Annotated in this window: 26 protein-coding genes and 1 pseudogene; 9 read left to right on the top strand and 18 right to left on the bottom strand. The window is 25.3% G+C overall.

What is annotated here, in order from left to right; translation table 11 throughout:
- The first annotated feature begins 242 nt into the window (after nucleotides 1-242).
- The 9 genes and pseudogenes from ATH_RS05725 (at nucleotide 243) to ATH_RS05690 (ending at nucleotide 7,269) form a co-directional block, all read left to right on the top strand.
- Entirely contained in the window at nucleotides 243-1,472 is a 1,230-nt protein-coding gene (locus tag ATH_RS05725) for a BaiN/RdsA family NAD(P)/FAD-dependent oxidoreductase (protein WP_066184506.1), read from the top strand.
- An 84-nt stretch (nucleotides 1,473-1,556) separates the two neighbouring features.
- On the top strand, nucleotides 1,557-1,982 hold the full coding sequence (locus ATH_RS05720) for a hypothetical protein (protein WP_066184504.1): 426 nt from the start codon (nucleotides 1,557-1,559) through the stop codon (nucleotides 1,980-1,982).
- A gap of 1 nt (nucleotide 1,983) precedes the next feature.
- A complete protein-coding gene (locus ATH_RS05715; RefSeq protein ID WP_066184502.1) occupies nucleotides 1,984-2,184 on the top strand; it encodes a hypothetical protein in 201 nt (66 codons plus the stop codon).
- The gene (locus tag ATH_RS05710) at nucleotides 2,171-2,398 is read left to right on the top strand and encodes a hypothetical protein (RefSeq protein ID WP_066184500.1); all 228 of its coding nucleotides are present in this window, start codon (nucleotides 2,171-2,173) and stop codon (nucleotides 2,396-2,398) included. Before ATH_RS05715 ends, ATH_RS05710 begins: the two co-directional genes overlap by 14 nt.
- Nucleotides 2,394-2,462 (top strand): annotated as a pseudogene (locus ATH_RS10080) (prepilin-type N-terminal cleavage/methylation domain-containing protein); the annotation flags it as partial. The gene ATH_RS05710 and the pseudogene ATH_RS10080, both read left to right, overlap by 5 nt.
- Before the next feature lie 15 nt (nucleotides 2,463-2,477).
- Nucleotides 2,478-2,828 (top strand): hypothetical protein, encoded by a 351-nt coding sequence (locus tag ATH_RS05705; protein ID WP_066184498.1) that lies wholly within the window; start codon nucleotides 2,478-2,480, stop codon nucleotides 2,826-2,828.
- On the top strand, nucleotides 2,825-4,672 hold the full coding sequence (locus tag ATH_RS05700) for a primosomal protein N' (protein ID WP_066184495.1): 1,848 nt from the start codon (nucleotides 2,825-2,827) through the stop codon (nucleotides 4,670-4,672). The genes ATH_RS05705 and ATH_RS05700 overlap by 4 nt, the downstream gene beginning before the upstream one ends.
- Before the next feature lie 36 nt (nucleotides 4,673-4,708).
- Nucleotides 4,709-5,401 (top strand): tetrahydrodipicolinate N-succinyltransferase N-terminal domain-containing protein, encoded by a 693-nt coding sequence (locus ATH_RS05695; RefSeq protein ID WP_066184492.1) that lies wholly within the window; start codon nucleotides 4,709-4,711, stop codon nucleotides 5,399-5,401.
- Between the two features lie 101 nt (nucleotides 5,402-5,502).
- On the top strand, nucleotides 5,503-7,269 hold the full coding sequence (locus tag ATH_RS05690; RefSeq protein WP_066390332.1) for an ABC-F family ATP-binding cassette domain-containing protein: 1,767 nt from the start codon (nucleotides 5,503-5,505) through the stop codon (nucleotides 7,267-7,269).
- Between the two features lie 16 nt (nucleotides 7,270-7,285).
- Here ATH_RS05690 and ATH_RS05685 read toward each other — a convergent pair whose 3' ends face one another.
- From ATH_RS05685 to ATH_RS05600, 18 genes are all read right to left on the bottom strand, one after another.
- A complete protein-coding gene (locus ATH_RS05685) occupies nucleotides 7,286-8,362 on the bottom strand; it encodes a hypothetical protein (protein ID WP_066186894.1) in 1,077 nt (358 codons plus the stop codon).
- Nucleotides 8,363-8,370: 8 nt separating this feature from the next.
- Nucleotides 8,371-9,408, bottom strand: coding sequence for a hypothetical protein (locus tag ATH_RS05680; RefSeq protein ID WP_066186896.1), 1,038 nt, complete (start codon nucleotides 9,406-9,408; stop codon nucleotides 8,371-8,373).
- 27 nt (nucleotides 9,409-9,435) lie between these two features.
- Nucleotides 9,436-11,739, bottom strand: coding sequence for an RCC1 domain-containing protein (locus ATH_RS05675; protein WP_066390334.1), 2,304 nt, complete (start codon nucleotides 11,737-11,739; stop codon nucleotides 9,436-9,438).
- Nucleotides 11,740-11,744: 5 nt separating this feature from the next.
- A complete protein-coding gene (locus ATH_RS05670) occupies nucleotides 11,745-12,227 on the bottom strand; it encodes a hypothetical protein (RefSeq protein WP_066184479.1) in 483 nt (160 codons plus the stop codon).
- On the bottom strand, nucleotides 12,224-12,973 hold the full coding sequence (locus ATH_RS05665) for a hypothetical protein (RefSeq protein ID WP_066184476.1): 750 nt from the start codon (nucleotides 12,971-12,973) through the stop codon (nucleotides 12,224-12,226). The genes ATH_RS05670 and ATH_RS05665 overlap by 4 nt, the downstream gene beginning before the upstream one ends.
- Nucleotides 12,961-14,652: a GspE/PulE family protein gene (locus tag ATH_RS05660; protein WP_066390335.1), complete on the bottom strand. Its 1,692-nt coding sequence runs from the start codon at nucleotides 14,650-14,652 to the stop codon at nucleotides 12,961-12,963. Before ATH_RS05660 ends, ATH_RS05665 begins: the two co-directional genes overlap by 13 nt.
- Before the next feature lie 11 nt (nucleotides 14,653-14,663).
- Nucleotides 14,664-15,680 (bottom strand): hypothetical protein, encoded by a 1,017-nt coding sequence (locus tag ATH_RS05655; RefSeq protein WP_066184470.1) that lies wholly within the window; start codon nucleotides 15,678-15,680, stop codon nucleotides 14,664-14,666.
- A gap of 5 nt (nucleotides 15,681-15,685) precedes the next feature.
- Nucleotides 15,686-17,347, bottom strand: coding sequence for a hypothetical protein (locus ATH_RS05650; RefSeq protein ID WP_066390336.1), 1,662 nt, complete (start codon nucleotides 17,345-17,347; stop codon nucleotides 15,686-15,688).
- Nucleotides 17,348-17,355: 8 nt separating this feature from the next.
- Nucleotides 17,356-20,148, bottom strand: a complete 2,793-nt coding sequence (locus tag ATH_RS05645; protein WP_130234642.1) for a hypothetical protein — start codon at nucleotides 20,146-20,148, stop codon at nucleotides 17,356-17,358.
- Complete coding sequence (locus ATH_RS05640) at nucleotides 20,148-20,900, bottom strand: hypothetical protein (RefSeq protein WP_066390338.1); 753 nt, start codon at nucleotides 20,898-20,900, stop codon at nucleotides 20,148-20,150. The genes ATH_RS05645 and ATH_RS05640 overlap by 1 nt, the downstream gene beginning before the upstream one ends.
- 2 nt (nucleotides 20,901-20,902) lie before the next feature.
- Nucleotides 20,903-21,643, bottom strand: coding sequence for a hypothetical protein (locus ATH_RS05635; protein ID WP_066390339.1), 741 nt, complete (start codon nucleotides 21,641-21,643; stop codon nucleotides 20,903-20,905).
- A complete protein-coding gene (locus tag ATH_RS05630) occupies nucleotides 21,640-22,362 on the bottom strand; it encodes a hypothetical protein (protein ID WP_066390341.1) in 723 nt (240 codons plus the stop codon). The genes ATH_RS05635 and ATH_RS05630 overlap by 4 nt, the downstream gene beginning before the upstream one ends.
- 107 nt (nucleotides 22,363-22,469) lie before the next feature.
- Complete coding sequence (locus ATH_RS05625; protein WP_066390342.1) at nucleotides 22,470-23,174, bottom strand: hypothetical protein; 705 nt, start codon at nucleotides 23,172-23,174, stop codon at nucleotides 22,470-22,472.
- 122 nt (nucleotides 23,175-23,296) lie between these two features.
- Nucleotides 23,297-23,959 carry a hypothetical protein gene (locus tag ATH_RS05620; RefSeq protein WP_066184453.1) on the bottom strand — a complete coding sequence of 221 codons (663 nt, stop codon included), beginning with the start codon at nucleotides 23,957-23,959 and terminating at the stop codon, nucleotides 23,297-23,299.
- 14 nt (nucleotides 23,960-23,973) lie between these two features.
- Nucleotides 23,974-24,699 (bottom strand): LPS export ABC transporter ATP-binding protein, encoded by a 726-nt coding sequence (lptB, locus tag ATH_RS05615; protein ID WP_066184763.1) that lies wholly within the window; start codon nucleotides 24,697-24,699, stop codon nucleotides 23,974-23,976.
- Entirely contained in the window at nucleotides 24,692-25,111 is a 420-nt protein-coding gene (gene tsaE / locus ATH_RS05610; protein ID WP_306457610.1) for a tRNA (adenosine(37)-N6)-threonylcarbamoyltransferase complex ATPase subunit type 1 TsaE, read from the bottom strand. Before tsaE ends, lptB begins: the two co-directional genes overlap by 8 nt.
- Complete coding sequence (gene trpD, locus ATH_RS05605) at nucleotides 25,108-26,094, bottom strand: anthranilate phosphoribosyltransferase (protein WP_066184451.1); 987 nt, start codon at nucleotides 26,092-26,094, stop codon at nucleotides 25,108-25,110. Before trpD ends, tsaE begins: the two co-directional genes overlap by 4 nt.
- Nucleotide 26,095: 1 nt before the next feature.
- Entirely contained in the window at nucleotides 26,096-26,344 is a 249-nt protein-coding gene (locus tag ATH_RS05600) for a S4 domain-containing protein (protein WP_066184448.1), read from the bottom strand.
- Nucleotides 26,345-26,412 lie beyond the last annotated feature (68 nt).

Below are 26,412 nucleotides of genomic sequence, written 5' to 3'. Positions count from 1 at the left end.
TTATATTAATGATAATTACTATTAAAATTAATTATTAATGAGTTTCTATAAGTAAATGAAGATGGTAAATTTAAGTTTTTAGTTTTTATTAGTTGAATTGATAAATTAATATTAATAGATATTTCTTAAATAAAACATTTTAGATTACTTAGTTAAAATACTTTTATGAGTTACAGAAATATAATTTTTGCACTTTTAGTGCTTTATATCTTAGCAGATATCTTCAATACATATTTTATAAAATGATATATGATTTAATAGTAGTTGGTGCAGGACCATCTGGAATAATGGCAAGTATAAGTGCTGCAAATGATGGAAAAAGAGTTCTACTTTTAGAAAAAATGCCACAAATTGCACTAAAACTAAAAGCAACAGGTGGAGGAAAATGTAATCTTACAAATACTCTTGAAAAAGATGAATTTTGTGAGAAGTTTGGAAAAAGTGGAAGATTTATAAAAGATGCTTTAGATACATTTTCAAGAGATGATTTGCTTGGTTTTTTTGCTTCAATTGGAGTAGAAACTATTGCAAGAGATGGATTTAGGATATTCCCTATAAATCACAGTTCAACTCTTATTTTAGAAGCACTAAATAGTGAGTTGGTTAGAGTAAAAGTTGAAGTAAAAACTTCAATAAAAATAAAAAGTATAAAAAAAGAAGAAGAAATTTTTTTTATAAATACAGATATTGAAATAATTAAATCAAAAAATATTATTCTTGCATGTGGAGGAAAAGGTTATCCAACTTTAGGTGCAACAGGAGATGGATATATTTTTGCAGAATCTTTAGGACATAGTGTTACAAAAACACATCCAGCTATGATGCCACTTTTTACAAAAGAGAAAAACTTTGCATCTTGCAAAGCTGATACAATTGCAAAAGCTATTTTAAAAGTTGATATAAAAAAGTATAAGAATCTTAAACTAATAGGAGATTTAATTTTCACAAAAGATGGATTAAGAGGACCTGTGATTTTAGATTTTGCAAGAGAAATTACTCCTATTTTAGAAAAATATGATGAAGTTCCTTTGTTGATTAGTTTTTTAAAAGGAAGAAATGAAGATGAAATTTATAAAACTTTAAAAGATGAAATAGCTAAAAATCCTGAAGATAATATTTTACAAAATTTAGAAAAACTTTTGGCAAATTCAGTTGCAAATGAGATTTTAAATATTTGTGAAATTAAAAATAGTTTAAGATTTAAACAAATTGATGGAATCAAAAGAGAAAAACTTGTGAAAACTTTAGCTTGGACACCATTTACAATTATTGGGCACGATGGTTTTAGACAAGCTATGATTACAAGAGGTGGAATAAGTTTAAAAGAGATTGATTCAAAAACAATGCAAAGTAAAGTTTTAAATGGATTATATTTTTGTGGAGAAATTGTAGATATAGATGGACCTTGTGGTGGATACAATCTTCAATGGTCTTTTTCAAGTGGATATTTAGCAGGAAAGTTAAGAGTTTAAAATTATTATATTAAAATATAGATTTTCAAATAAAGAGAAATTATAATATAATACAGATTGATTAAAAAAATAGGAATGTAAATTATGTTATTAATGAAACTAGAAGCAAGAGAAAAATTCGCCTTTTTACAACTGGCTCACTATTTAGCTAGAGCTGATAATAATTTTGGAAAAGATGAAGAAGATATTATCTTAGATTATTGCTTAGAAATGGGAGTTGAAAATATTGACTCTTTTGATGTATCAAAATGTGATTTAGAAGCTATTTTAAGAAATTTCAAGAGTATAAGAAGTAGAAAAATTGTTATTTTAGAGCTAATGATACTTGTTCATATAGATAAAGTATTTAATATAAATGAACAAGTTTTAATAGAAAAAATAGCACAATATTTTGAAATTTCTGAAAAAGATATGCAAGATTTCTCTGCTTGGGGAAAATCTGTTGCAGTATTAAATGAAGTTGCAAAAGTTTATATAAATGATAATTATAGCCAAGAGATGATTTCATAAAATGAAAATAGTAGAAACAATAAGCAAACAAGTTGATAAACTTCTTTTGGATTATAAAAATCTAAAAGCTGAAAAATTTGCTTTGGAAGAAAAAATAAAAGAGCTAGTAAATGAAAATGATAAACTAGAAAGAAACAACCAAGATATGATTTTAAAAATAGATACTCTTTTGAAAAAGGAGAAGTTAAATGAGCAATCATAAAGAGATAACAGTTCATATAAATAATATGGCATATACTTTTACTTTAGATGAAGAGATGCAAGAAGAGTTTAAAAACAATTTTGATTTAACAAAAAACAATGATACAAAAGTACTTATAAAAGCTTATATCACAGCATTACAACATAATAAAGAGTTAAAAAGAAGATTAGAAGAAGAACTTTTAGAGATATCAAATAAACTTATAGGATATTAAAATAAAAGCTTTTTCTCTATTAGAAGTTTTAATTGTAATAATAATCCTAGCAGTAGTTTTTGCATTTTTCTCTCCAAAGATGATTCAATTTATAAATTTTGGAGAAAAAAGTCAATTAAAAGTTGATTTTGCACTTATAAATTCTGCTTTATCACAAAATAGAGCAAAAAATAATTTATTACAAAATAGTATAGATTTAAACCAACTTGATAGTGCAAGAGTAAATATAAAAAATGAAAAACTCTTTTCAAATATTTTAAAAAAAGATATAAAATCTACAACAACAGTAGAAAAACAAAGTGGTTCTTGGGCAAAGATTGGAAACAAAGATTATATTTTCTTTACAAAAACACAAGAGTATAAGTTTTCATTAAATGATGGTTTTTTTGAATGTATTAGTCAAAAAGAGATATGTGAGAATTTAGATTGAAATATTATGAACTTGCTATTTTAAAATCCCCTTTAAAAAACTTAACATATCAAAGTGAACTAGAACTTGAAATTGGAAATATTGTTGAAGTAGCTTTAGCAAAAATAAAAAATAGTGTTGAAGCAGTTGTTGTAAAAGAGGTAGATAAACCAGATTTTAAATGTAGTGATATATTAGTAAATACAAATAGAAACTTTGATTCATTTATGATGGAAATAGCTCTATTTATAAGTAAATATTATGTTTGTTCATTTGGGCAAAGTATATCTTTGTTTCAATCTTTTAATAAAGAATTTGAGCATAAAAATTCTAAAATAGAGTTCAAAAAAGAGATAAAACTATCAGACTATCAAGAGAAGGCAAAAACTTTTTTAGATAGTAAAAAACAGGCACTTTTATTTGCAAGAACAGGTGCTGGAAAAACAGAAATATATATTAAAACTATAAAAGAGATTTTAAAACAGAATAAAGAGGCTGTATTATTGATGCCTGAAATCTCTTTAACTCCACAAATGCAAAAAAGACTTGAAGAAGTTTTTGGAAATAGTGTTGCAATATGGCACTCAAAAGTTACACCAAAAAAAAGAGCAGATATTTTAGAAAAGTTACAAAAAGGAGAGATAAAGTTAATTGCAGGTGCAAGATCTGCTCTTTTTTTACCTTTTAATAATTTGGGATTAATTGTTGTAGATGAAGAGCATGATGACTCTTATAAAAGTGATAGTACTCCTAGATATAGTGCAAAAGATTTAGCTATATTTATAGCAAAAAAGTTTGATATTAGACTGATTTTAGGAAGTGCAACACCATCTATAAATAGCTTTGATAAAATTCCATATTTTATTTTGGACAAAACTTTTTATGAAACAAAAAAAGATTATATATATGAAAATTCTAGTTTAAAAATCTCTTCTAGTTCACTTGAAAAAATATCAAAAAATCTTGAAAATAAAAATCAAGTTATAGTTTTTTTGCCTACAAGAGCAAACTTTAAGCACCAGATTTGTTCAGATTGTGGAAAAAGTGTTGAGTGCCCATTTTGTAGTGTTTCTATGAGTTTACATAGAAATGATTTGGCTTTAAAGTGCCATTATTGTGGATTTGCTCAGAAAATACCTGAAACTTGTCCATCTTGTAATAGTGGAATTATAAAAAATCATAGAGTTGGAACTGCTGAGATTGAAGAACTTTTAAAAGAGTGTTTTCCAAATAATATTATAAAAAGATTTGATAAAGATAGTATAAAAACAGAAAGTGCTTTGAAAAAAACACTTGAAGAGTTTAATAAAAATAAAATTGATATCTTAGTTGGAACACAAATGCTTTCAAAAGGTCATGATTATCATAATGTTAAACTAGCAGTTGTTTTAGGAATTGATAGTTTATTAAATATGAATTCATATAAAGCAAGAGAAAATGCCTTAAGTCTTCTTATTCAAATCTCTGGAAGAAGTGGAAGAAATGGTTTTGGTGAAGTTGTAATTGAGACAAAAAATGAAGAGTTTTTTAAGTATTATTTAGAAAAAAGCAACTATTTAGAGTTTTTAAAAGATGAACTTGAATTTAGAAAAGAGCTTTATCCACCTTTTGTGAAACTTGCAAGAGTTATTTTTGCTCATAAAAATGGTATTAAAGTTCAAGAAGAGTTAAGAGGATATATTGAAATATTTAAAACAATCAAAGAGCTTGAAATTGTAGGGTTTGGAGAATGTGGAGTTTTTAGAATTGCAAATAAGTATAGATATGAGATAGTTTTAAGATCAAAAAATACAAAAGCACTCTTAAATGCACTTCATACCATAAATAGCCCAAATGCTACTATTGATATGGACACTATTTATTAAAAATTATGTACAATCTTGAAATTAAAAGGAGATAAAATGATTAAGACAAAAGAGGACTTTGATAATCTTGTAGAGAGCATAAAAAATGAAAAATGGTATAGAAAACCTTTGGCTTTTGGAATTGCAAGAATAACTAGAGGAGTTTTAAATCCTAATCTTACTTTAGATGCTACTTTTCCTTATATAAACTGGGATGAAAATGAGAAAAGTGCATCTGTTTTTTTAGCAGCATTAAAGCAAAATGGACAAAATGTTGATTGTTTTCAAAGTGAAGGAATTTATACTATAACAGATGGTTTTCTAGGGTTTTGTATAGAAGCATATAAGCCATTTTATGATGAAAAAGAGAAGCATAAAAATCTTCAAGTAGTTTCAACTTTATCATCTTTACCAATAAATAGTGGTCTTGAAGCAGATGATTTTAGAGTTGTATTTATCTTTGAAGATGAAAAACCAAAGAGTGTTGAGAGTGCATATTTAAAACTATATGCAAAATATAGTAAAAAAATTAAAAATTTAAATCTTGAAAATATAGATGAATTACTTACAAATTGTGCTTGGATAGATGGAACTCCAATGGAACTAGATCTTTTAAGAGAAAATGAAATTATGTTAAAAATTGCAAATAAATTTCCACAAATTGAGTATGTAGGGAAATATTCAAAAGTTTTAAGACATATAATTCCAAATAAAGATGAGAGTATTTGTGAAAAAGAGTTGTTAAAGTAGCTTTTTGCTACTTTGATACTTGATTTTGAATAATTTATGAAAATATAACTCTTAATATAATATACTTTTGCCCTAAAATTCTAAAAAACTAAAGAGAAACAATGATAGAACTAATAAATATTCAGAAAACCTACCCAACACAAACCCTATATCAAGATTTAAATCTAAGATTAAATAAAGGTGATAAAGTAGGGCTTGTAGGAAGAAATGGTACTGGAAAATCAACACTTTTTAAACTTATTTTAGGTGAAGAACAAGCTGATAGTGGAGAGATATCAACACCAAAAAATTATAAAATAGGTGCACTAAAACAATATTTTGATTTTACAGAGAAAACACTTTTAGATGAAACAGCTTTAGCTTTGAGTGAAGATGATAAATATAATATTTATAAAGCAGAAAAGATACTATTTGGACTTGGATTTAGTGAAGAAGATTTACAAAAAGAGCCAAAGAGTTTTTCAGGTGGTTACCAAATAAGAATAAATCTTGCAAAACTTCTTTTAACAGAACCAAATATGCTACTTCTTGATGAACCTACAAACTATCTTGATATTCTTTCAATTAGATGGCTTAGAGAGTTTTTAAAATCTTTTGATGGAGAAGTTATACTTATTACTCACGATAGAGATTTTATGAATAGTGTTTGTACTCATACAATGGGAATTGTAAGAAAAAATGCATTTATAATTGCTGGAAGTACAGAAAAGTTTTTTGAACAATTAGCTTCAAATGAAGAGCATTATGAAAAACAAAAGATTGCTCAAGAGAAAAAGATAAAAGATCTTGAAGAGTTTATTGCAAAAAATAAAGCAAGGGCTGCAACTGCAAATTTAGCACAATCAAAAGTAAAAATATTAGAAAAAATGGAAATTATGGATGATTTGGTTTTTGAAAAAGATTTAAAATTTGATTTCAACTATAAAGATACAAGTGCAAAATATCTGCTTGAAGTAAAAGATGTAAGTTTTGGATATGAAAAAGATAATTTACTGTTTAAAGATATTACTTTTGCTCTTAGTCGTGGAGAAACTCTTGGAATTATAGGAAAAAATGGTAAAGGAAAATCAACACTTTTAAATGTGATTGCTGAAGAGTTAAAAACTCTTAGTGGAGATGTGAATTTTCATCCAAGTACAGTTTTTGGGCATTTTGGGCAAACAAATATAAATCATTTAAATCAAAACAATACAATTATTGAAGAGATACAAAGTGTAAATAACAAAATTCCAGAATCTGTTATAAGAAATATATGTGGAATTATGATGTTTAGTGGAGATAATGCAAAGAAAAAAATCTCACTACTTTCAGGTGGAGAAAAATCAAGAGTAATGCTTGGAAAAATTATGGCAAAAGATGTAAACCTTCTTTTCCTTGATGAACCTACAAATCACCTTGATATTGAATCAATAGAAGCACTTACAAATGCTATAAAAGAGTTTTCAGGTTCAAGTATTATAGTAACTCACAGTGAAGAACTTTTAAGAGCTGTTTGTGATAGATTAATTGTATTTACAAATGATGGAGCAGATTATTTTAATGGAACTTATGATGAGTTTTTAGAGAAAATAGGTTGGGGTGATGATATTGATGATAAGAAACCTACAAAAACAGATAATAAAACTAAAGAGAATAAAGATAAACCAAAAATAAATAAAAAAGAGAGTAAAAGATTAAGAGCTGAATTAGTAGCTAAAAAGAGTCAAGATTTAAAACCTTTAAAAGCAAAAATTGAAGAGCTTGAAAAAGAAGCTTCATCTTTATTTGGAGTTGATAAAACTAAAGTTGAAAACTCTATTTTGGAACTTATGCAAAAAATTGAAAATATAAATCAAGAGTTTGAAGAGAAAATGAGTGAACTTTCTTAACTTTTGGAGCTATAAATTAGTTTAAATTTAAACTAAAATTATAGCTCATTCCTTCATTCTCTTTCGATTCAATAAAAAGTTCTTGATTAAATATATTTAATAGGTTTATTGTATCAATTATAAGTTTATTTTCACTATTTAAAACAACAATATCATCTATATTTCCTACTTCAAAACCATTATTAGAAATAACTACTTCTAATAAATCTTTTCTTAAATTGAAAGATATTTGAATCTGTTTTTGGATTTTACCTTTTTTAATATCTTTTTTTATAGTATCTAAACAAGATTGTTCTATAAGATTAAAAATTATATTCTCAATAATAGAAGATTCTAGATTAATATCTTTTTTTGTATCAAAATTTAAATCATAATCAAGAGATATTTTATATCTATTGTCAAGATAATAGTAAGTATCAGCTCTTTTATTTAATACTTCTAAAAGTTTTTCAATATTTTTAAAAATATGATTAGAATTTGAAGAATTCTCTTCTATATAACTTAAAATCTCTTCTTCAAATTTTATTAATTGTTCATATAAAAGTGCATAAGAGTTTATAGTTTCAAATATTAAAGAGCTATTTATAAGCTCTTCAGGAGTATATTTATCTAAATTTTTATTTAAGCTTGAAGTATCAAAAATATTTAAATAGAACTCAAGATTATTTAATTTATTTTTTAAATCAATTGTTTCTTGTATAGAACTTATAATCTCATCAATTTTCTTATTTGGTATTTTTATATCACTAAGATGAGAAGATAAATCATTTATTAATATTTTATCATCTATAAAAAACTCATTTAATTTTAAACTATCAAAAAGATTTAGATTTGATAAAATAGATTTAAATTCATCAAAACAAAGCATATTTGATTCAACAAATATTTTTCTTAAATCAGAAATATCTGTTTGAATTTTTTGATTATATTGATTAAATAAATCTCTATTTAATCTAGATTTTCCACCAGCTTCATTTGAAAAAATATTATCAATATTGAATAAATAGGTAAAATCACTTTTTAATTTCATAATCTTATCTAAAGAATTTACTATTTTATTATCTACTAGCTCTTTAAAATTAATATTTTCCAAATTTATTCCTATTTACACTTTGTTGGAACAAGATTATTATTCAAATTTTGTATCCAATTGTTTTGATTTTTAACCTTTATTTCTCTTTTACTATCTTTATAATAAATAGTATCAAGATTTACCCAAGGCTTTTTTTCAAATGATACTTTTACAATATCACCTTGTTCTAAGATTTTAAGAACTCTAGATTTTAAATTTGAGTTAGATCTTACATTTAATCTATTTTTATTTACTTTATAACATTTTAGACTCTCTTTTTTAGCTATGTTTTGAGATTTCTTCTCTATTATTTCTTTTATTGGAGTTTTTTCTTCATTCTTTTTTACTTTTTCTAACTCTTTATCTTTTGCTACTGATACTACTTTTTTAATCTCTTTTTCACCTGTAATCTGAAAATATCTAGGATGATTTTTATCTATCTTTTCAAGATTACTTAAAGTTATTCCATAATTACTTAAATAAACTGTATAACCGACGCTTTTATCTAAATCTTTAAATAATTCAACACTTTTTGTTCTAGTGTTTATATTTACTATTTTATGACCTAGGATTTTATCTCCTAAAATATATCTTCCTTCAATATTTCCACTAAGTTCTGTTGTCTGTTTTGCTCTTAATGACTCATCATCTAAAAGTAAAACAACATAAGATGTATCATTGAAGTTGTACATACCTTTGATTTTTAGGTCTTTTAGTTTTTTTGTTCTTGTAAAATCAGTTGTAATTCTAGCAAGTTCATTTTGATGATTGAAAAGATTTTTTTCTTGTTCTTCTTTAGTTATGAATATACCTTGAGCATTTGTATTTTTTTGTTTATTTAAACCATCTTTTTCATTTTGCTCTTTTGTTTTATTTAATTGCTCTTCTAAATACTCTTTTTCTAAACCAGTAACTGCCATATAAAAATCTTTTGATTGCTTATCAAGCATATCAAGTTTATCTATCTCTTCTTGTTTATTTTGAGTATTTTCATCTTTTGTAGTCTCATTTGCGAAAATATTTACTACAAAAAGTAGTAAAAAAGCTAATAATTTAAATCTTTTCATCTCTATTTTTTTCCTCTTCCTATTGATTTATTTAAATTCGTATTCATAGTTAAAACCTCCAATATATGTTGGGTATTTCATAAAAAAGGCATCTTTGTGCTCTTTACCACCATCTGCACCTTTTACATTATCTACCCATTCTCCTGATGATATAGCTGTAAGATAATCACTTGCTCCTTCAAGAACTAAAAAATCTTTATTTAAATCATATAAATTTGTATTAAAAACTGGGATCATATAAGTATTTCCCCAGCTAGTGCTTCCACTTGAATTTCTATAATAAGCTTGAATTCCCCAACAATACATCTGATGATTTACATCTATTCCACAAATACCATTTTCCTCTTGAATTACCTTTACTTGTGTCCATTTTATTTTTTTTATAGATTCATTAAAGTGTTTATCATTTTTGTGAGTATTATTAAAAAATATATCACCTTTTAGTTCATTGTGTTCATTTACCCAAACAACACCCGAACTAAATCTTGAAGGATTATTTAAATCATCTATTGTTCTTGCTATATCTGCTGAAATAATTCTATTATCTTTTTTTGGATCATATTTTCTAATAGAATTTGTGTCATTATAAGACTTTATTTTCTCTTTTATTGATTCTAATTCTATTTTATCATTTGTATTATTGCCTTGTTTGATTTTATAAAAATCACCATTTACATCTTGAGCTATAAAGGCATCAACTCCACCTCTTAATGATACAAATTTTGGGATATTACTCATATTTGAATTTCCACTTACAACCTTTTGAGCAGAACAAAAATTATAAGATTTACCATTAAAATTTCTAGTACAACTATTACCATTTACACCTTCAGCACCCCAAATGAAAATATCGCCATTTTTATCTATTGCACCAATTCTCCTAAAACCAATAGTCAAAATATATGTAATATCATCTATATTTGAAAGATTATCAATAGATGAATAATTACTAAATGACTTGTAGAAGGAATCATTTCCTGCAAATCCACTTGAAGGTGTTCCCCATCTATAAACTTTTCCATCTTCGCTTAAAAAATGCCATATTTGATTATTTGCAAAAACTTTTTTTAATCTTTTGCTTTCAGTACTTCCATCAAAACGATTACTTCTATAAAGTAACTCTCCTTGTCTATTAACTCCATCTAAGTCACTATACCAAGAACTACTACTTCCTCCTGTTGTTCCATTACAATAAAGTTCACCTTTTGTGCTAATTCCACAAGCACCATGATAAACAGAAATAAAAAAATCAATAAATTTTGGTCTTTTTGGTGAATTAAAATAGTTTTGTACATAATATTTATTATTTTCATTTGAACTTACATCATTTATATTTGTATATAATTTTGCTCTTAAAGGCATAATAGCATTTATTACAGGTTCAGAATTGGTTTTTACTTTTCCTGTAAAACTTTTATTACCTTCTATTCCTGTAATTCCTTTACCATTGTTTCCCCAAGCATATATATCTCCATTTACTAACATTCCACCAGCTCTTCTATAAAACTGAATTACAGTTTTTCCTACATTTACTTCATCTGGATTCACTCTTACAAAGTTATTTGGACCAATAGCTATTGACTCTTTTACAGTTCTACACTCAGTTTTATTTACATCTCCATAAACACAATCGAAAACAGATACTCCAAGAGTCATAAATTCAGAAGGAATATTTAAATCTTTTACCTCTTTTGTTACTTGTAAATTATCATCTTGGAAGCTAATTCCAGAAGCAAAAGTTATTCCAAAAAGAGGACTATATGAATATTTTGATTTTCCATCACTTCCAAAATATTCAAGAGATACATTATTTAAAAGATTATCATTTGTTTTTTTGTTCTCTTCATCTTCTTTATTTAATTTAACTCTAAATTTACTAGATTCTCTATTTTGATTATATTTAACTATTTTAGAAGAGTTGTTTTGAATAAAATTTTCAATATTATTTAACTCTATAATTACATTATTTTTTGTATCTAATGGAGCTAAAGTATTATTTCTATTTTTATTTGAATAATAGTGAAGAATCATACTATTTAAAATAGTCTCATTTCTTGGTTTGAAACTTACTATTTGTCCATTTTCAAAATCTAAATTCATTTTTATTCCAAAAGGGTTTATAAAATCAAATCCATCCACTAAATAATCTTTCAAATCTTCAATTCTTGTGGCTTTTTTTGCTTCTACTACAAGATATTTTCTATAAGCAATAGCTAGTTGTTCTTCTTTTTGAATAAGTTTTTCTATTTTCTTCTCATTTAGTGATTCAATACTACTATTTGCAAACAAATTTAAAGATATTATTAAAATAAAAATAGATACTTTTTTCAAAATTATTACCTCGCTTTTTGAATATAATCAACAAAATAAAGAGTATCAAAACCCTTTTTTCTTTGGACTTTACCTAAATATCCAAGTATTCTTTCTCCAGCTTGTATTCCCTCTTTTGAACTAGCATCCAAATTAACTATTAGCATAAATCTATCTACACAAATCATTTTACTATCTACAAGACTTAATCTATAATCAGCCAAAGAGTAGTTTTTAAATACAGATTTTAGTTTTTTATCTAACTCTTCTTTATTTAAAAATCTTGCTTTTAGTTGAGATTTTTTATTATCAATATCTTTTATATTATCTTTTATTTGCTCTGTTTGTAGCTTTTTTATATCTAATTCTTTTAATAATTCATTTTTTTCTTGCATAGTTTGATAATATTCAAAACCAGAGTATAGGAAAAAAATAGATGAATATATAGCCAAAACAATAATCGAAATCTTTGTAATATTTTTTACTTTTTTTCTGCTAAAACTAATCATTTTATATCTTCTTTATTTGAAATACATGAAATTAAATCATCATACTCTTTTTGAACATTAATCAAAGTTTTATCTTGTCTAGTTATAAATCTATTTTCAAATTCTAACTCTTGTTTTATAGGTTCCAAACTAGGATGTGTCAGATAATCTTCTTTTAAATCATTGAGTCCAAAAAACATACCGTAAAAAATTGCAAAAGCTAATATAAAAAGAATAGATATCTTTGAGTAAAAACTATTTGTTGTATCAAGCTCATTTAAATTTTCTACTAAATCTTTTGAATCTCCTAGTTTAAAACATATTATCTCTTTAATATCATTTTTTATATTTTCTTGAAGTAAAACTTCAATAGCAGCTCTAAATTTTGAATCAATAATATAGTTTATTTTATTTATCTTTCCACCACTACTAAGCATTGTTATATGATTTGTCATAAGAATTGACTTTATAATATCATCTGTTATAAAGTTTAAATTTAATTTTACACTATATATTGTTTTATGATTAAAAAGTAATACAAACTCTTCATCTGCAATATATATTAAAAATTCATTTCCATCTAAATACTCTTTTGATAATAAATTTAAAGAGTAGAAATCATATACACTGTTTTTTGAAACATATACTTCATTTTTTTTGAAAGAGTTATAAGTAAATAATCTTTTTGAATTCTCAAGATCATTATCTAAATAAAAATGTTCACTCTCTTCTTGTGAAGAAAAATCAGTTATTGCTAGTCGTACCATACTTCTTCTCCTCTTACAATAGCTTGTGCATCTTCATATGTTATGAAACCAGCATAATATTGAGACATAGTTGCTTTTTCAACAGTCATATATTCAGCAGGATTTTCAAAATCTCCACCAGAACCAATTTTAAATCTTACAACTTCTGCAATTGGAACCCTACCTTTAAATCCACTATTTGCACAATGCTCACAACCAACTTTTTTATTTCCACCTTTTCCATCTGGAACACAACAACTAGTACATAGCTTTCTAACTAATCTTTGAGATACTATTCCTCTTAAGTTATCTACAACATCTCCTTCATTTATTCCAAGTGAACTTGTCATCCTTGAAACTGTTGCAGGAGCAGAGTTTGTATGCATTGTAGAAAATACAAGTTGTCCTAAGTTTGAAGCATTTACAAGTTGTGAAGCTGTTTGTGGTTCTCTTGTTTCCCCAATTAATATAATATTTGAATCTTGTCTTAAAATATCAACAACAGCTTCAGGATAACCATATTTAAACTCTTCACTAGCTGTTGAGAATTCAGATAAATCAATTTGGAAGAAAGATTCATCAACATATTCAACAGGATCTTCAATAGTTACAACATATTGTTGTTGTTTTGCAAGTTTTTGAAGTAGGGCATACATTAAGTGAGTTTTACCACTTCCAACTTGACCTGTTATTAATATCATTCCATTTGCATATTTTGTAAGATTGTTTAGAATATCTATTGTCTCTTTTGGATAGTTTAATCCACCTAAATCATGAGAAACAACACCTTTACCACCAATCATCCTCATAACCAAAGAGAAATTTTGTTTTGAGTTTATTAAACCAATTCTAAATTTAATAGGTTTCTTTGCATACTCATAACTAATAACACCATTAATAGATTCAAAATCTGAATCCTCTTGATCAGCCATTGTAACAAGTCTTCTTTTTAAAGTTTTAGCAATAGGAATTGGCATAGAACCCATATCTACTTTTATACCATCAATTCTAAACCATAAAAAAGCACTTCTTGATGTTTTTTGAATGTGAATATCACTAGCACCAAGTAAAATAGCTTGACCCATTAGCTTTTCAAAATATTTATCAATCTCTTCATCACTTTCTGTATCAGCTTTTTGACTAAATATAATCTCTCTATCTTCTCCAAAAATTGCAGATAAAACACCTTCACCTAAAACTATGATTTTTGTAAAGTAAAATTTACTTAAAACTTCAAAATCTAAATTTACAACATCTCTTATTCCAATAACTTTATTTTTATTTTTTATATCTTCAAGAGTTATCATATACATAGATGAACACAGTTCTTGTTTCTTATCATCTAAAAAACCAGTTGTATCAATATAGTGTTTTTGCAACTCTTTATAGCTATCAAAATATTCATAACCCATATTCTTTACAAAGTTTGCATATTTCTCTTCATTTACAATTAAATCAGAAAATCCACCTTTTAAATTGTATTTATCTTTAATCATATTTTCAATTATTGATTGAAGATTAGCTTGGTTATTTTCATCATTATTTAAAATATTTTCAACTTTTTCTTTGTTTTTTTTAATAAAATCTTCTAGATTAAACTCTTTTAATTTTTTAAATTTCTTAAAATCAAATATATTTTTTAAAGAGCTAAACTTTGTTTTTTTTATTTTATATTTTCTTAATGAGAATTTTTTTAACATTTTTCCTCTCTTTATTGATATAGTGTTTTAAATGTAAATGTACTAATAACTAAATTTATAATATCAGAACCAATTACAACAGTTACAAGCATAGCTAATAGCCAAAATAAAAATTTCCATTGTAAAACAACATAATCTATGTTTTTCTCAAACATAGTATCGCAAGTTAAATATAGTGCTTTTGTAAGCTCTGGGAAATTTGATTTACTAAGTTCAGCTAGTTTTATTTCAGCAGTTATTAATGGTGGAAAATTGTATTTTTCAAACATTACATATAGTTTTTTGTTTTTTTCAATCATAATACTTAGGCTTTTGAAAAAAGGTCTTAGACCTAATTTAAAATACTCATTTGCTAAAATAGCAGATGTTTTATGAAAAGATATTCCAGCACTTAACATACCATTTAATATTCTAAACATATATCTTCCATCACTATAAGCTTGAGTTTTGAATATTTTATAAATCCAAGAAGGTTTATACTTTTCACTATACATATAAAAAACAAAAATAAAAATAGTGATAAATATAGAAATTGCAAGACCACTATATGCAAATGGATATGTAAAATAACTTGGAATTCCTAAAAACTGCTCTACATCAGGGTTTAGTTTTTTAAGATAAATTATATCTTTATCCAAATACTCCATATATAAAATCAAACTATAAAAAGAACCAATAATTATTGATAGAGGTATAAATATAGGATTTATCATTCTTGCAATTAAATTTGGATTACCTTTTGTAAAAGATAAAACAAGTTTTAAACCTTCAACTGTACTTGTACTATTTGCAATAATACTATATTGAAAAGTATTTAAGAATTTGTGTTTAAAAAGTACTTCTTCAAGCCTTTGTTTTCCACTTTCAAGATCTTTTATTGCTGCAAGAAGTCTTTTTTTAAATCTAGTCTTTTTTGTGATTTGATCGCTATATAAAACTAAAGCTCTTCTTGTATTTGAACCAGTTTCAAGTTTTGTTACAAGATAATCTAGTAAAAACATCTCATATGGATCTTTAAATAGTGTCATTTTTCTTAAAATCCTTTAATTTCTCTTAGAGTTACAACATAAACAATTTCTCTTCTTATATAAGATTTAGAATCGCTACCACCAACTGCAAAACCATCTATTGGTATAATTCCTTGATACTCTTTTGCATCATCATGAACAATAATAGATCCAACAATTGAAGTCTCTCCAAGTCTAATCTCTTTTGATACATTATAACCTTGGTCATTATATTTTGGAAGTTGAATTGTACTTCCATCTATTGTTTTTTCATCAAGAGCAAGAAGTTTTTTTATACTTGGATTAATATTTAGAAATATCTTATCTCTTGATATTTTTGCAAGAGCTGTTATGCTTGTACCTTCTTTAATTGTATTAACTGTAACATCAGAAGTTCTTACTTTTGTATCTGTGTCTATTGTTACTTCAATCTTCTCTACATAATCAGTATTTTCTGTAATTGCTTGAACTGTTGGAAGATTATTTTTAAGAATTAACATATTTTTACTATAATTTAAAACTCTTCCTATATTATTGTTTGATTGAGCTAATACTTGAAGATTTCTAGTAATACTATTAATAGCTATATCACTTGTCATTTCAGGAACAATATTTCCTATATTTGCACCTGTTCCTCTACCTCCATCTATACTTGCAAAATTTGCACCTAGAATTCCAAATTTTCTATCTTTATTTAAAATTAGTTCTATTCTTTCAAACTCAATTATTGCTTCTTTTGCAAAACTTGCTTCATAAGCTTTTGCAAGAGTTCTTACAGCACTTTCAATATTTTTTGTAGATTTTAAAAATACTAAACCACTTGCTTTATCTATATGATAAGTTGATATTTTGTCATTTGATATTATGTTTTTTAGCATTTTATCAAGCTCTTCATATAAAACTATTTGTTGTTTATTCTCAATTTTACTTTCGCCTGTATTTTCTTGATTTGATGTTTTACTAGATGAACTCATATCAAGAAGTGGAATATTAAGCTCAATTACAACATCTTTATATCTACTTATATTTATAGACTCTTTTTCATAATCAATATCTACATAAACATTTTTTGCACTTGCAAGTTGATTTAGAGCATCTTTTAAGATATTAGATTTAATAGTAATAATACTATTTTGAAAATCATTTCTATTTTCAATATATGATCCAATATTTACTTGATAAGAAGTTGTTTTTGTGATTAATTTAAGTAACTCTTCAACACTTAATTGACCATCTAAATTAAATTTCTTATTATTTATAGATAATTTTTTACTTTCACTTGTACTTAAAATTGATACTAAATTTAAAGATGAACTCTTTTCTAAAACCAATGTTTTATCTAAAACAGCATTTAAATAGTTGTTTAAATCATTAAAGTTTTTAATCTTTAATCTACTTTTAGGAATTAAAATATCGCTAGATTTTAAAAAATATATTTTTCCATCAATATTTTCTAGCTCTTTTAAAACATCGCTTAGAGATTTATCTTCTAAAATAGATACATATTTTTGTTTTACAGTTTTTGTATCAATCAATGATTCAGAATAAGAGTCTTTAATTTGATTAAAATCATCTTTATTTAATGCCTCTTTTTGCTTTTCTAACATTTCATTATGATAACTCTTTGGAGTACATCCTTGAAATAATAAAAAAGATAGACCAATTGATATTAGGATATTTTTTTTCATTTTCTTCCTTATTTAAATTTAAATGGATAGTCGAAACTATTTATATATGTTGGATATTGTAAAAACAAGCTTCCATCTTTATTGAATTTATCAAAAGCCATCTGCTTTTCAAAATCTTCTTTTGGAGTTACAAACAATCTATTAACAGATGAAATTTTATTTATATCATAAAGTCCTGTATTTATTATTGGTAAACTTCTTCCTGTATTTCCCCAACAATACATTTGATCCAATCCTTTTACACCTGTAATTGTACATAAAAATGGTTCAGATGAATCTTTTTCATAATTAAACTCAATCGAAGCTATACCAAAACCTTGATTTTTGGCATCACTATTTAATACAGCTCCAAAGCCTAATTTTAGATTTCCATTCTCATCAAATTGAGTTTTTATATCAATAATATGCTCTTTTAAATTCATAGTATGACTACTATCATAAGAGATTTGTTCAGAATTTGAACTATTATTAAAATCTTGTGATAAAACTTTATTATCATTTATATATATATTAAAATCACTATTATTCCAAATTCCAAGTTCATATATTTTGATTTTTATGTTTGTTCTACTGTTTTTTGCATCTACAAAAGAGTAGTTCTTGCTTATGCTTTGAGAACCATCTAAAATAGAGATATTTAGATTTGGATTATTATGATTTTTTCCAAAAATCCCTAAAAATGGAGAAACAATATTTTGAGAATTTAATCTTCCATTATGAAAATCACCTTTCCAAGAGTTTAAAACTCTATTTTCAAAATTCTCTTTTTTATTTTTGAATACATTTGGACTAAAATAACTAAGATTTTTAAACCAAGCATAATATTTATTACCAACTGCAATAGAAGGCTCATTTAAGCTATTTAAAGAGTCTTCAAAAATAGTTTTATCAACTCCTGTACAAGAACTAGCATCTTTATTTTTACAAGAAAGTGCAACTGAATTGCTCTCTTTAGATACTAAAACACCTTCATTGTTCACATAAGCTATTTTCCAACTGTTTCCTGCTTTATAAACTGTTGCTGAAGTCATTTTTTCATCAGTTTTTGTTGGAATTAAAATCAAGTTATTCTCTTCATTTAAGTAGTAAAATCTTCCTTTATTATCTCTTACTACAAAAGTTTCTGATTGTGGTAAAAGATAGTTTTCAGATAGTTTTATTGAGCTTGAAATAATTGTTGGTTTTGTAAAGTTACCTTTAAAAGTTTCTCCCCAAATATAAAAATTGTCACTTTCATCAATAGCAGCAAAAATATTTTTATCTCTTGTTGCAGCTATTGATACAAATTTAACTTTTGCTAGATTATCAATATTTATTTTTGCCTTTTTACTATAAAAGTTGAAATCATCACTATTAATTCCTAAAACTCCATTTGTATTTGTACCAATAGTAAATAAATCACCTTTATCACTTAAAAGTAAAATTGCATCTTCAATCATTGCAATATCTTTTAGAAATATTGCATCTTTATTTTGATTTAAATCATTTTTATTTAAATCAAATTCAATATTCTTTCTAAGTATAGATTCTGCTGTTGTTTCATTTTCTATTAAAAATTCACTTCTATTTATATCTCCATTGCAATATAAGTTCCCAGCAGATTTTACTATCTTTTTATCTTTATCATTTGTATCTTGTTTTGGTTTTGATATATTTCCACAAATTTCATCTTCAAGTTCATCTTCATTTAAAGTAAAATTTGTTTCAAATATAGGAGAAATTCCACAAACCATCTTGCTATTCATAGCCATTTTTTCGAACTTTACTCTATATGGAGAGTTGTACCACTTTTTATCTTTTACTTTTATATCGCCTAAGTTTTCTAAATCTGATTTAAGCATTATTGGAATATTTACATAATCAGGATTTATATTTTTATCCAATTGTCCATGATTTTCAATTCCAGCTTTTTTAAAACTATTATCTCCCCAGCAAAATATATCACCATTTGCCAACATACATCCACCATCTTTTCTTATAAGTAAATCTTTTGATTCAGGAATATAGTTTAAAATTCTCTCTTCAAGACACATATCACTATTTTTTTTATCATTTCTTCTACTTACATTACTCCAACCATCATTATCAACACCAAAAAAGAACTCTCCCCATAAACCATCTTTTGTATATATCTTATCTCCAATTTCAGCTTTTAGATAATCTCTTTGTTTTGCATCTTCAAGATATAAAGGATATTTTTGATAAACAGTAATAGTTTTATTTAAGTTGTTGCAATATTTATATATTAAATCATTGTTTACTAATTGCCAAAAATAACCATTGCTTTTACATTCAGAACTTTTTTGAATTCTTTCACCTTTTAAATATAAATCCATAATTCTTTTTTGGAGATTATTATATTTTATAAAAGTTCCTTTGCTCATATCATCTTCGTTATTAGTTAAAGGTGCTTGAGTATTTACTCTATAATTTGGATCTATATAGAAATTATAAGCAAACTTATTTTTATCATTGTATTTAGAATCTTCATTTATCATTGAATTTATCACAAATCTTCCATTTTTTAAATACTCAATTTGTAGATTTTTATTTGTTATAGGATTTTTGAAAATTTCAAAACTATTTCCCAAAAGCTTTTTAAACTCTTCATCTTCATAATTTATTTTAGAATCACTTGTAATTGGTGGTTTTAGATTTTCTAAAATATATCTATTTATAGTTAAAGCCAATCTCTCTTCTTTTGTGATTAAAATTTTAACATCATTTATAATTGACTCTTTTGAACTATTAGAAAATAAAATAGAGATAAAACTTAGTGAAATAAAAATATATTTAAACATCATTCAACTCCATAAATACCATTATCAAGTTTTATATATTTCTTACTATCAGAAAAAATAATAGTGCCAATATTTAATTTATTAAACTCCATTTCAATATAAATTGGGTCATTCTGTTTTAAAGGTGGATTGTTTATTTTTTTACTAATATATATATTTCCTTTTTCCAAATCTTTTATATTGTATATCAAGTAAGCATCACTTGCTGTATATTTTCTAATTGTTTTTATATTATCACTTGGATTTATACAATATTTATTTGTCTTACAATCAGCATACTTTTCTACTTTTACTATCTCATTTCCAGAACTTAATATTTTAAATATATTTTGAGCTTCTTTAGTTTTTAAAACTATTTGAACATATTTTAGTTTTCCATTTTCTTCATAAACAGAAGTTCTATCTCTATATAAATCTCTTTTATAATATAGTTTTAAATACTCATTTGAAAATTTATTTTCATCAAAAGAGCTATTTAATCTAGCATTTGTATCATAAAAAGACAAGCTTTTGCCAAAGATATTTTTTCTTGAAAAATTACTGCCTAAATAGTAAGAATCACTATTTTCTATATCTTCTTTGATTAAATCTTCCATAGTAGGAAGCTTGTATTCATTTAAAATATATTTTTCATAGTTTTTTGCAATCTCTTCTTCTCTTTCTATAATATTTGAAAGAGCTAAAATAGTTTTATTATCTATTGCAAATAGATTTAAATTTAGTATAAATATAATAAAAACTAAATATCTCAAAACTACTCCTCATTTGTTAGATTAACAAATTTTTTATCTTTAGCACCTTCATCGCCAACTTTTACAAATTTTATTCCATCTTTATCAAAAAAATGAGTTCCATTTGAAAAAAAGTTTAAAATTGGCTCATCTTCATCAATTTTATCTACAATAATTGGACCTTTTTCATATGAATTTAGGTTAAATGCTAGTAAAAATTCACTTGGTTTTTTTTCTGAACTAGAATCTTCAAATAAATTCCCATATTTTTTAATATCAACATAAATACTATTCTCGAAAGTACAAATATCAATTTTTGATGAAAAACTACTTGGACAAACTTTTATTTCATCGGTTTTTTTATAAATCATAAGAGTATAAAGTAGTTTTGCTAGAGAATTTTCTATATTAAAATATATCTTATCATCATTAAAATAGCTTCTTTGTCTAAAAGTATTGCTTTTATATAGTTCATTTAAAAAACTATCATCTTTAAAATCTTTATTTAAATTAGAATTAAAATATAACTCTTTATTATTTAAACCAGATATATTTATATCTGCTGGAATTAATCCACTACTATTTATATAATTTGCATCTACAATTTTAAAGTTTTGTAAGATATTATTTTCAAAAGCATTTATAAATCGTTCTTCAGCTTCTACGATTTTCTTAACTTCTTTACCTTTTCTTTGAATATCATCAAAACTATTGCTATATAGAAGAGTTGTTAAAAACATAAAAATAGTAATATTTTTTATCATAAATTCTCCTCTAATACTTTATAAACTCTTGCTTCATAACCACTTGAATAAGAGTTTAAACTATCTTTTAATAATAAAATAAAATTATCTTTTAGTGTTTGTTTCTCACTATCTTTAGTTTTTTCATAATTTGGTATAAAATCTATTACTTTATTATCTTTAAAATCTTTTATAGTTGCTTTTATTTCATTATTGTTTATATCTTTTGAACTATCCATAATATCTTTCATAATTAAAGAGTATAAAAAAGTTCTTGCATTTTGTAGAGCTTTTTTATAATCTTTTTGTATATCATAATTGCTGGTTGCTTCTTTACCAAGAGTTATTTTATAATTTTCTCCATCTGAAACAAACTCCTCTTTTGATATTTTTGCTTTAAGAGCAAATATTTTTAATCTCTCTTCTTTACTTATATCAATATTTACATCTTTATCTATAAAGCTATTGTTTGATAGGTTTTTATCATTATCTCTATTTAAAAGCATAGATTTCTCATAGTTTCCATTTGGTAAGAAAGTTATAATATCTTCTCTTTTGATATCGTTTATATCTTCAATATTATATGTTTTTATATATTCTTCTTTTGCTTTACTTACTATTTCATAGTTTTCTTGAATATGTCTTACCTGTCTTGAAGTGTTTAGTGCATGGTATAAGCTAGATATAGTAAAAATCGTGGCTATTATAAAGGCTGATTTTATAAAGATATTACTAAACAAAGCTACTCCCTATATTGTGGTAAAAGCAAAGCAAAATTTTAGATATAAAACTTTGCTTTAATTTTAATATTTAAAGGGGAAAACCCTTTAAATATTTTTAAATAAACTTAATTAAGTTTTTCTTTTACAGATTCAGCTGAAGAAAAATCACCAAAATATATTATGAATTTTCCATCTTTATTTTTGTCTGCATCTGTTGCTGTTTTACCAGGTATTTTGTTAGCAAATGCCTCACCAATTGCTTTTTTATCATCAGCAGTTAATGCAACAGCTCCAGCAGTATCACTAGTAGCTCCTCTATCAATAAATGCAATCGCTTTTAAATCATTTGCTAGTTGATTCTCTAAAAAACCAGCATTATCTTTTAAAGAACCTTTACTTAAATCAACAAATATACCAGGTGTTTTATCTTTAACTTTTACAAGTGAAAGTTCCATAGCACCTTTTGAATCTATTAAATTAGCTTCTGTAATAACTCCACCACCAAAAGATATAGCATTATAAACATTAGGTTGTTTATTATTTGGGTCAGCAAGTTGTCCATTTATTTGGTCTGCAAAATAAGCCATTTTTGCTAAATCTTGAAGATTTAAAGCATAATCTACACCTTGAGTTGCAGTTGCATCAATAGCAGATAGAATAACTCCATCTCTTGCTGCAAATTGTAATCCACTTTTTATATTGTTAATCTCAGTAATAACACTTGTTTTTTGAGCAACACCTGTAATTTTATCTCCAGTTCCACCAAATGTTTGGAACATATAAATCATAGCTCCAACAACAATAATAATCATAGCTATCAATTGTGGCATAATAAACCCCTCATAATTTTAAATTATAGTTTTTAAACTATTTGGTGGAATTATAAAGAATTTATTCTTATATTTTAATTAAATTAAATAATAAAAAAATTATTTTAAAAGAAAAAATCAAATTATTTATATACTATACAAGCGATTTTTCCATCACTTTTCGATCCACCTAAAACTAAGTTAAAATTTTGGTTTATAGAAGAGTAATCTGCAAAGAAATCCCCAAAAAGCTCATTTTGGCATATCTCTTTATATCTATTTTCAGTAAAAGCAGATTTATTTAAAAGTGTTTTATCTAAACTAAAATCTACAATAATTTTATAACCAGTTCCTGAAGAAGCTGTTATATCTAAACCTTGTCTGCTTTTATCTCCTGAAACAATAGGAAGAAGCTGATATCTTATATCTCTTTGATTTGGTAAAATAAGTATTGTTGTAGTGTATTTATCTATTTCAGTTTTATTTTCTTCTTGAAAAGCTTTTAAGATATTTGCTTTTATATCTTTTTCAACACTTCCATAAGAAGCACCATTACTTGAAACAATATTTGCATTATTTCCAACTGCACTTATATTTGCTGGTAAATTGTCATTTGCATAAAGTGTTGCAAAATTCATTGTTGTAAAGTCATTATACAAAGGAGTATAATTATCATTTATTATTTTAAAACTTTTTTCTGCTAACTCTAATTTTGTTAAAAATGTACTATCGTCTGCATCATATTTTGTAAGAAAAATAATAATTGCTGCTGCAATAGCTATAAGTGATGATAAAATATATGCCATGTTTTCTCCTAATATTAACTAAATCTAAAATCTTCGCCTAAATAGTGCTCTTTTACTCTTTGATCATTTTTTATCTCTTCAGAAGTTCCACTTGCAAGTAAAGCACCACTTTTCATAACATAAGCTCTATCACAAATTTGTAGAGTTTCTCTTACATTATGGTCTGTTATTAAAACTCCAATATTAAAAGAAGTTAGCTCTTTTACTAAATCTTGAATATCTTTTACAGCTATTGGATCAACTCCTGCAAATGGTTCATCTAGTAAAAGAAATTTTGGATTTGAAACCAAAGCTCTTGCTATTTCAGTTCTTCTTCTTTCTCCACCTGATAAAGATACACCTTTTCTTTGTCTAATTGGTTCAATATTTAGTAGTTGTAAAAGTTCTTCTACTCTTTTTTCTTGAGTCTCTTTATCTTTATAAGCAATTTCAGCTGCCAATAAAAGATTGTCTTCAACACTTAACTCTTTAAAAATTGATGACTCTTGAGGTAAATAACCAATTCCTTTTAATGCTCTTTTATGAAGAGGAAGAGCTGTTATATCTTCATTGTCGAAAAAAACATTTCCACTACTTGGTTTTACAAGACCACAAACTGTATAAAAAGTTGTTGTTTTTCCAGCACCATTTGGTCCTAAAAGACCAACTATTTCACCTGTATTTACTTCAAGACTTATTCCGTGTAGTATTTGTGTTTTTTTAATATTTTTTTTGATATTTTCTATTCTTAGATTATTCATAAACTTTATACAACCTTTTATTATCTTTTTTTTCAATCTCTATTTTTAAAAATGAAAATCCATAATCACTTAAAATATTTTCTAAACTTTCATCTGCCCACTCTATAAAATGTAAACCATCTTTTTCAAACTCTTCAAGCATTCCTAAGGCTATAAAATCTTGTAAAGTTTTATTATATAAATCATAGTGAAAAATATTGTCTGAATAAACTACTTGAAGTGAAAAAGTAGGGGAGTTTACATAATCTTCTATATCTAAAGATTTTACAAAGTTTCTTACAAGAGTTGTTTTTCCACTTGCTAAATCACCTTTTAAAAGAATAATTTTATCTTGATTTTCTAGAATAGATTTTAAGTAATCTATTAAATCTAATATTTCATCTTCTTTTAGTAAAAACTCTTTTATTTTCAAGAGTTTAGCCTTTTTGAAAATGATATTATCTCTTCTAGTTTTTTCTTTGATTTTCCACTAGAAATTGCATCTCTTGCTATTTCTATACCTTCTTTTATATCTCTTGCTTTTTCATCAACAAAAAGAGCAGCAGCAGCATTTAGTAAAACAATATCAAGTTTAGCCCCAAATTCTTTTCCTTCTAAAATATTTTTTGTAATTAGAGCATTCTCTTTTGGACCTTCTCCTACAATATCATCTTTTGAAGCTAATTTTAAACCATAGTTTTCAGGGTTTATCTCAAATTCATTTAGCTTACCATTATTTAAAGTACTTGCATATGTAATATCAGATATTGAAATCTCATCCATACCATCTTTTGAAGCTACAACCATAGCTCTTTTGCAATCAAGCATATCAAGAGCACTTGCTATTTTATTGATAAACTCTTTACTATATACACCTAAAACTATCTTTTCAACTCCAGCTGGACTACAAAGTGGACCAATTATATTCATAATTGTTCTATGATCAATAGTTTTTCTAACAGGAGTTATATATTTCATAGCTGGATGATGATTAGCTGCAAACATAAAAGCAAAACCAGTATCTTTTAACATTTTTGCACTATTTTCTAAACTAATATTTAAATTTATACCCAAAGCTTCTAGCATATCAGCACTTCCACTTTTACTTGTAACACTTCTATTTCCATGTTTTGCTACATAGCACCCAGCTGAAGCTAAAAGAATTGAAACTGTTGTTGATATATTAAAACTATAACTTTTATCTCCACCAGTTCCAACAATATCAATAGATTTTTTTCTTAACTCTTCATCTATTGGAAGTGGAATTAGATAATCTCTCATAGAACTTGCAGCTCCTGCAAATTCAGAAGCAGTTTCTCCTCTATTGTATAACTCTAAAAAATACTCTCTTATATCTTCAGATTGTAATTTATTTTGGAAAATCTCATCAAATTTTGCTTTTGTTTCTAAAAACATACTAATTTATCCTTTGTACATATTCATCTATTTTTGATTTTGGTGTTGATTTTGTTGTTGGGATTTGTAAAATCTTGAATTTTTCACTATTTTCAAGATATTTTATCTCTATAATATCTCCAACTTTTACCTCTTTAGCTTTTTTAACTGCAATATTATTTAAAAAAACAACTTTATGCTCCAACATATCTTCAGCTATTGCTCTTCTTTTTGTGATATTTACACTATTTAAAAATTTATCTATTCTCATAGGCAAGATTATAACAAAATAAAATTAAATTTGTTTAAATGGTTTTATAGTAAAACTTTGGTATTATC

Source organism: Aliarcobacter thereius LMG 24486 (assembly GCF_004214815.1).
In the GTDB taxonomy this organism is placed as follows: domain Bacteria; phylum Campylobacterota; class Campylobacteria; order Campylobacterales; family Arcobacteraceae; genus Aliarcobacter; species Aliarcobacter thereius.
Note: the sequence above shows the minus strand (reverse complement) of the source record. Positions and strands in the feature narration are given on the sequence as shown.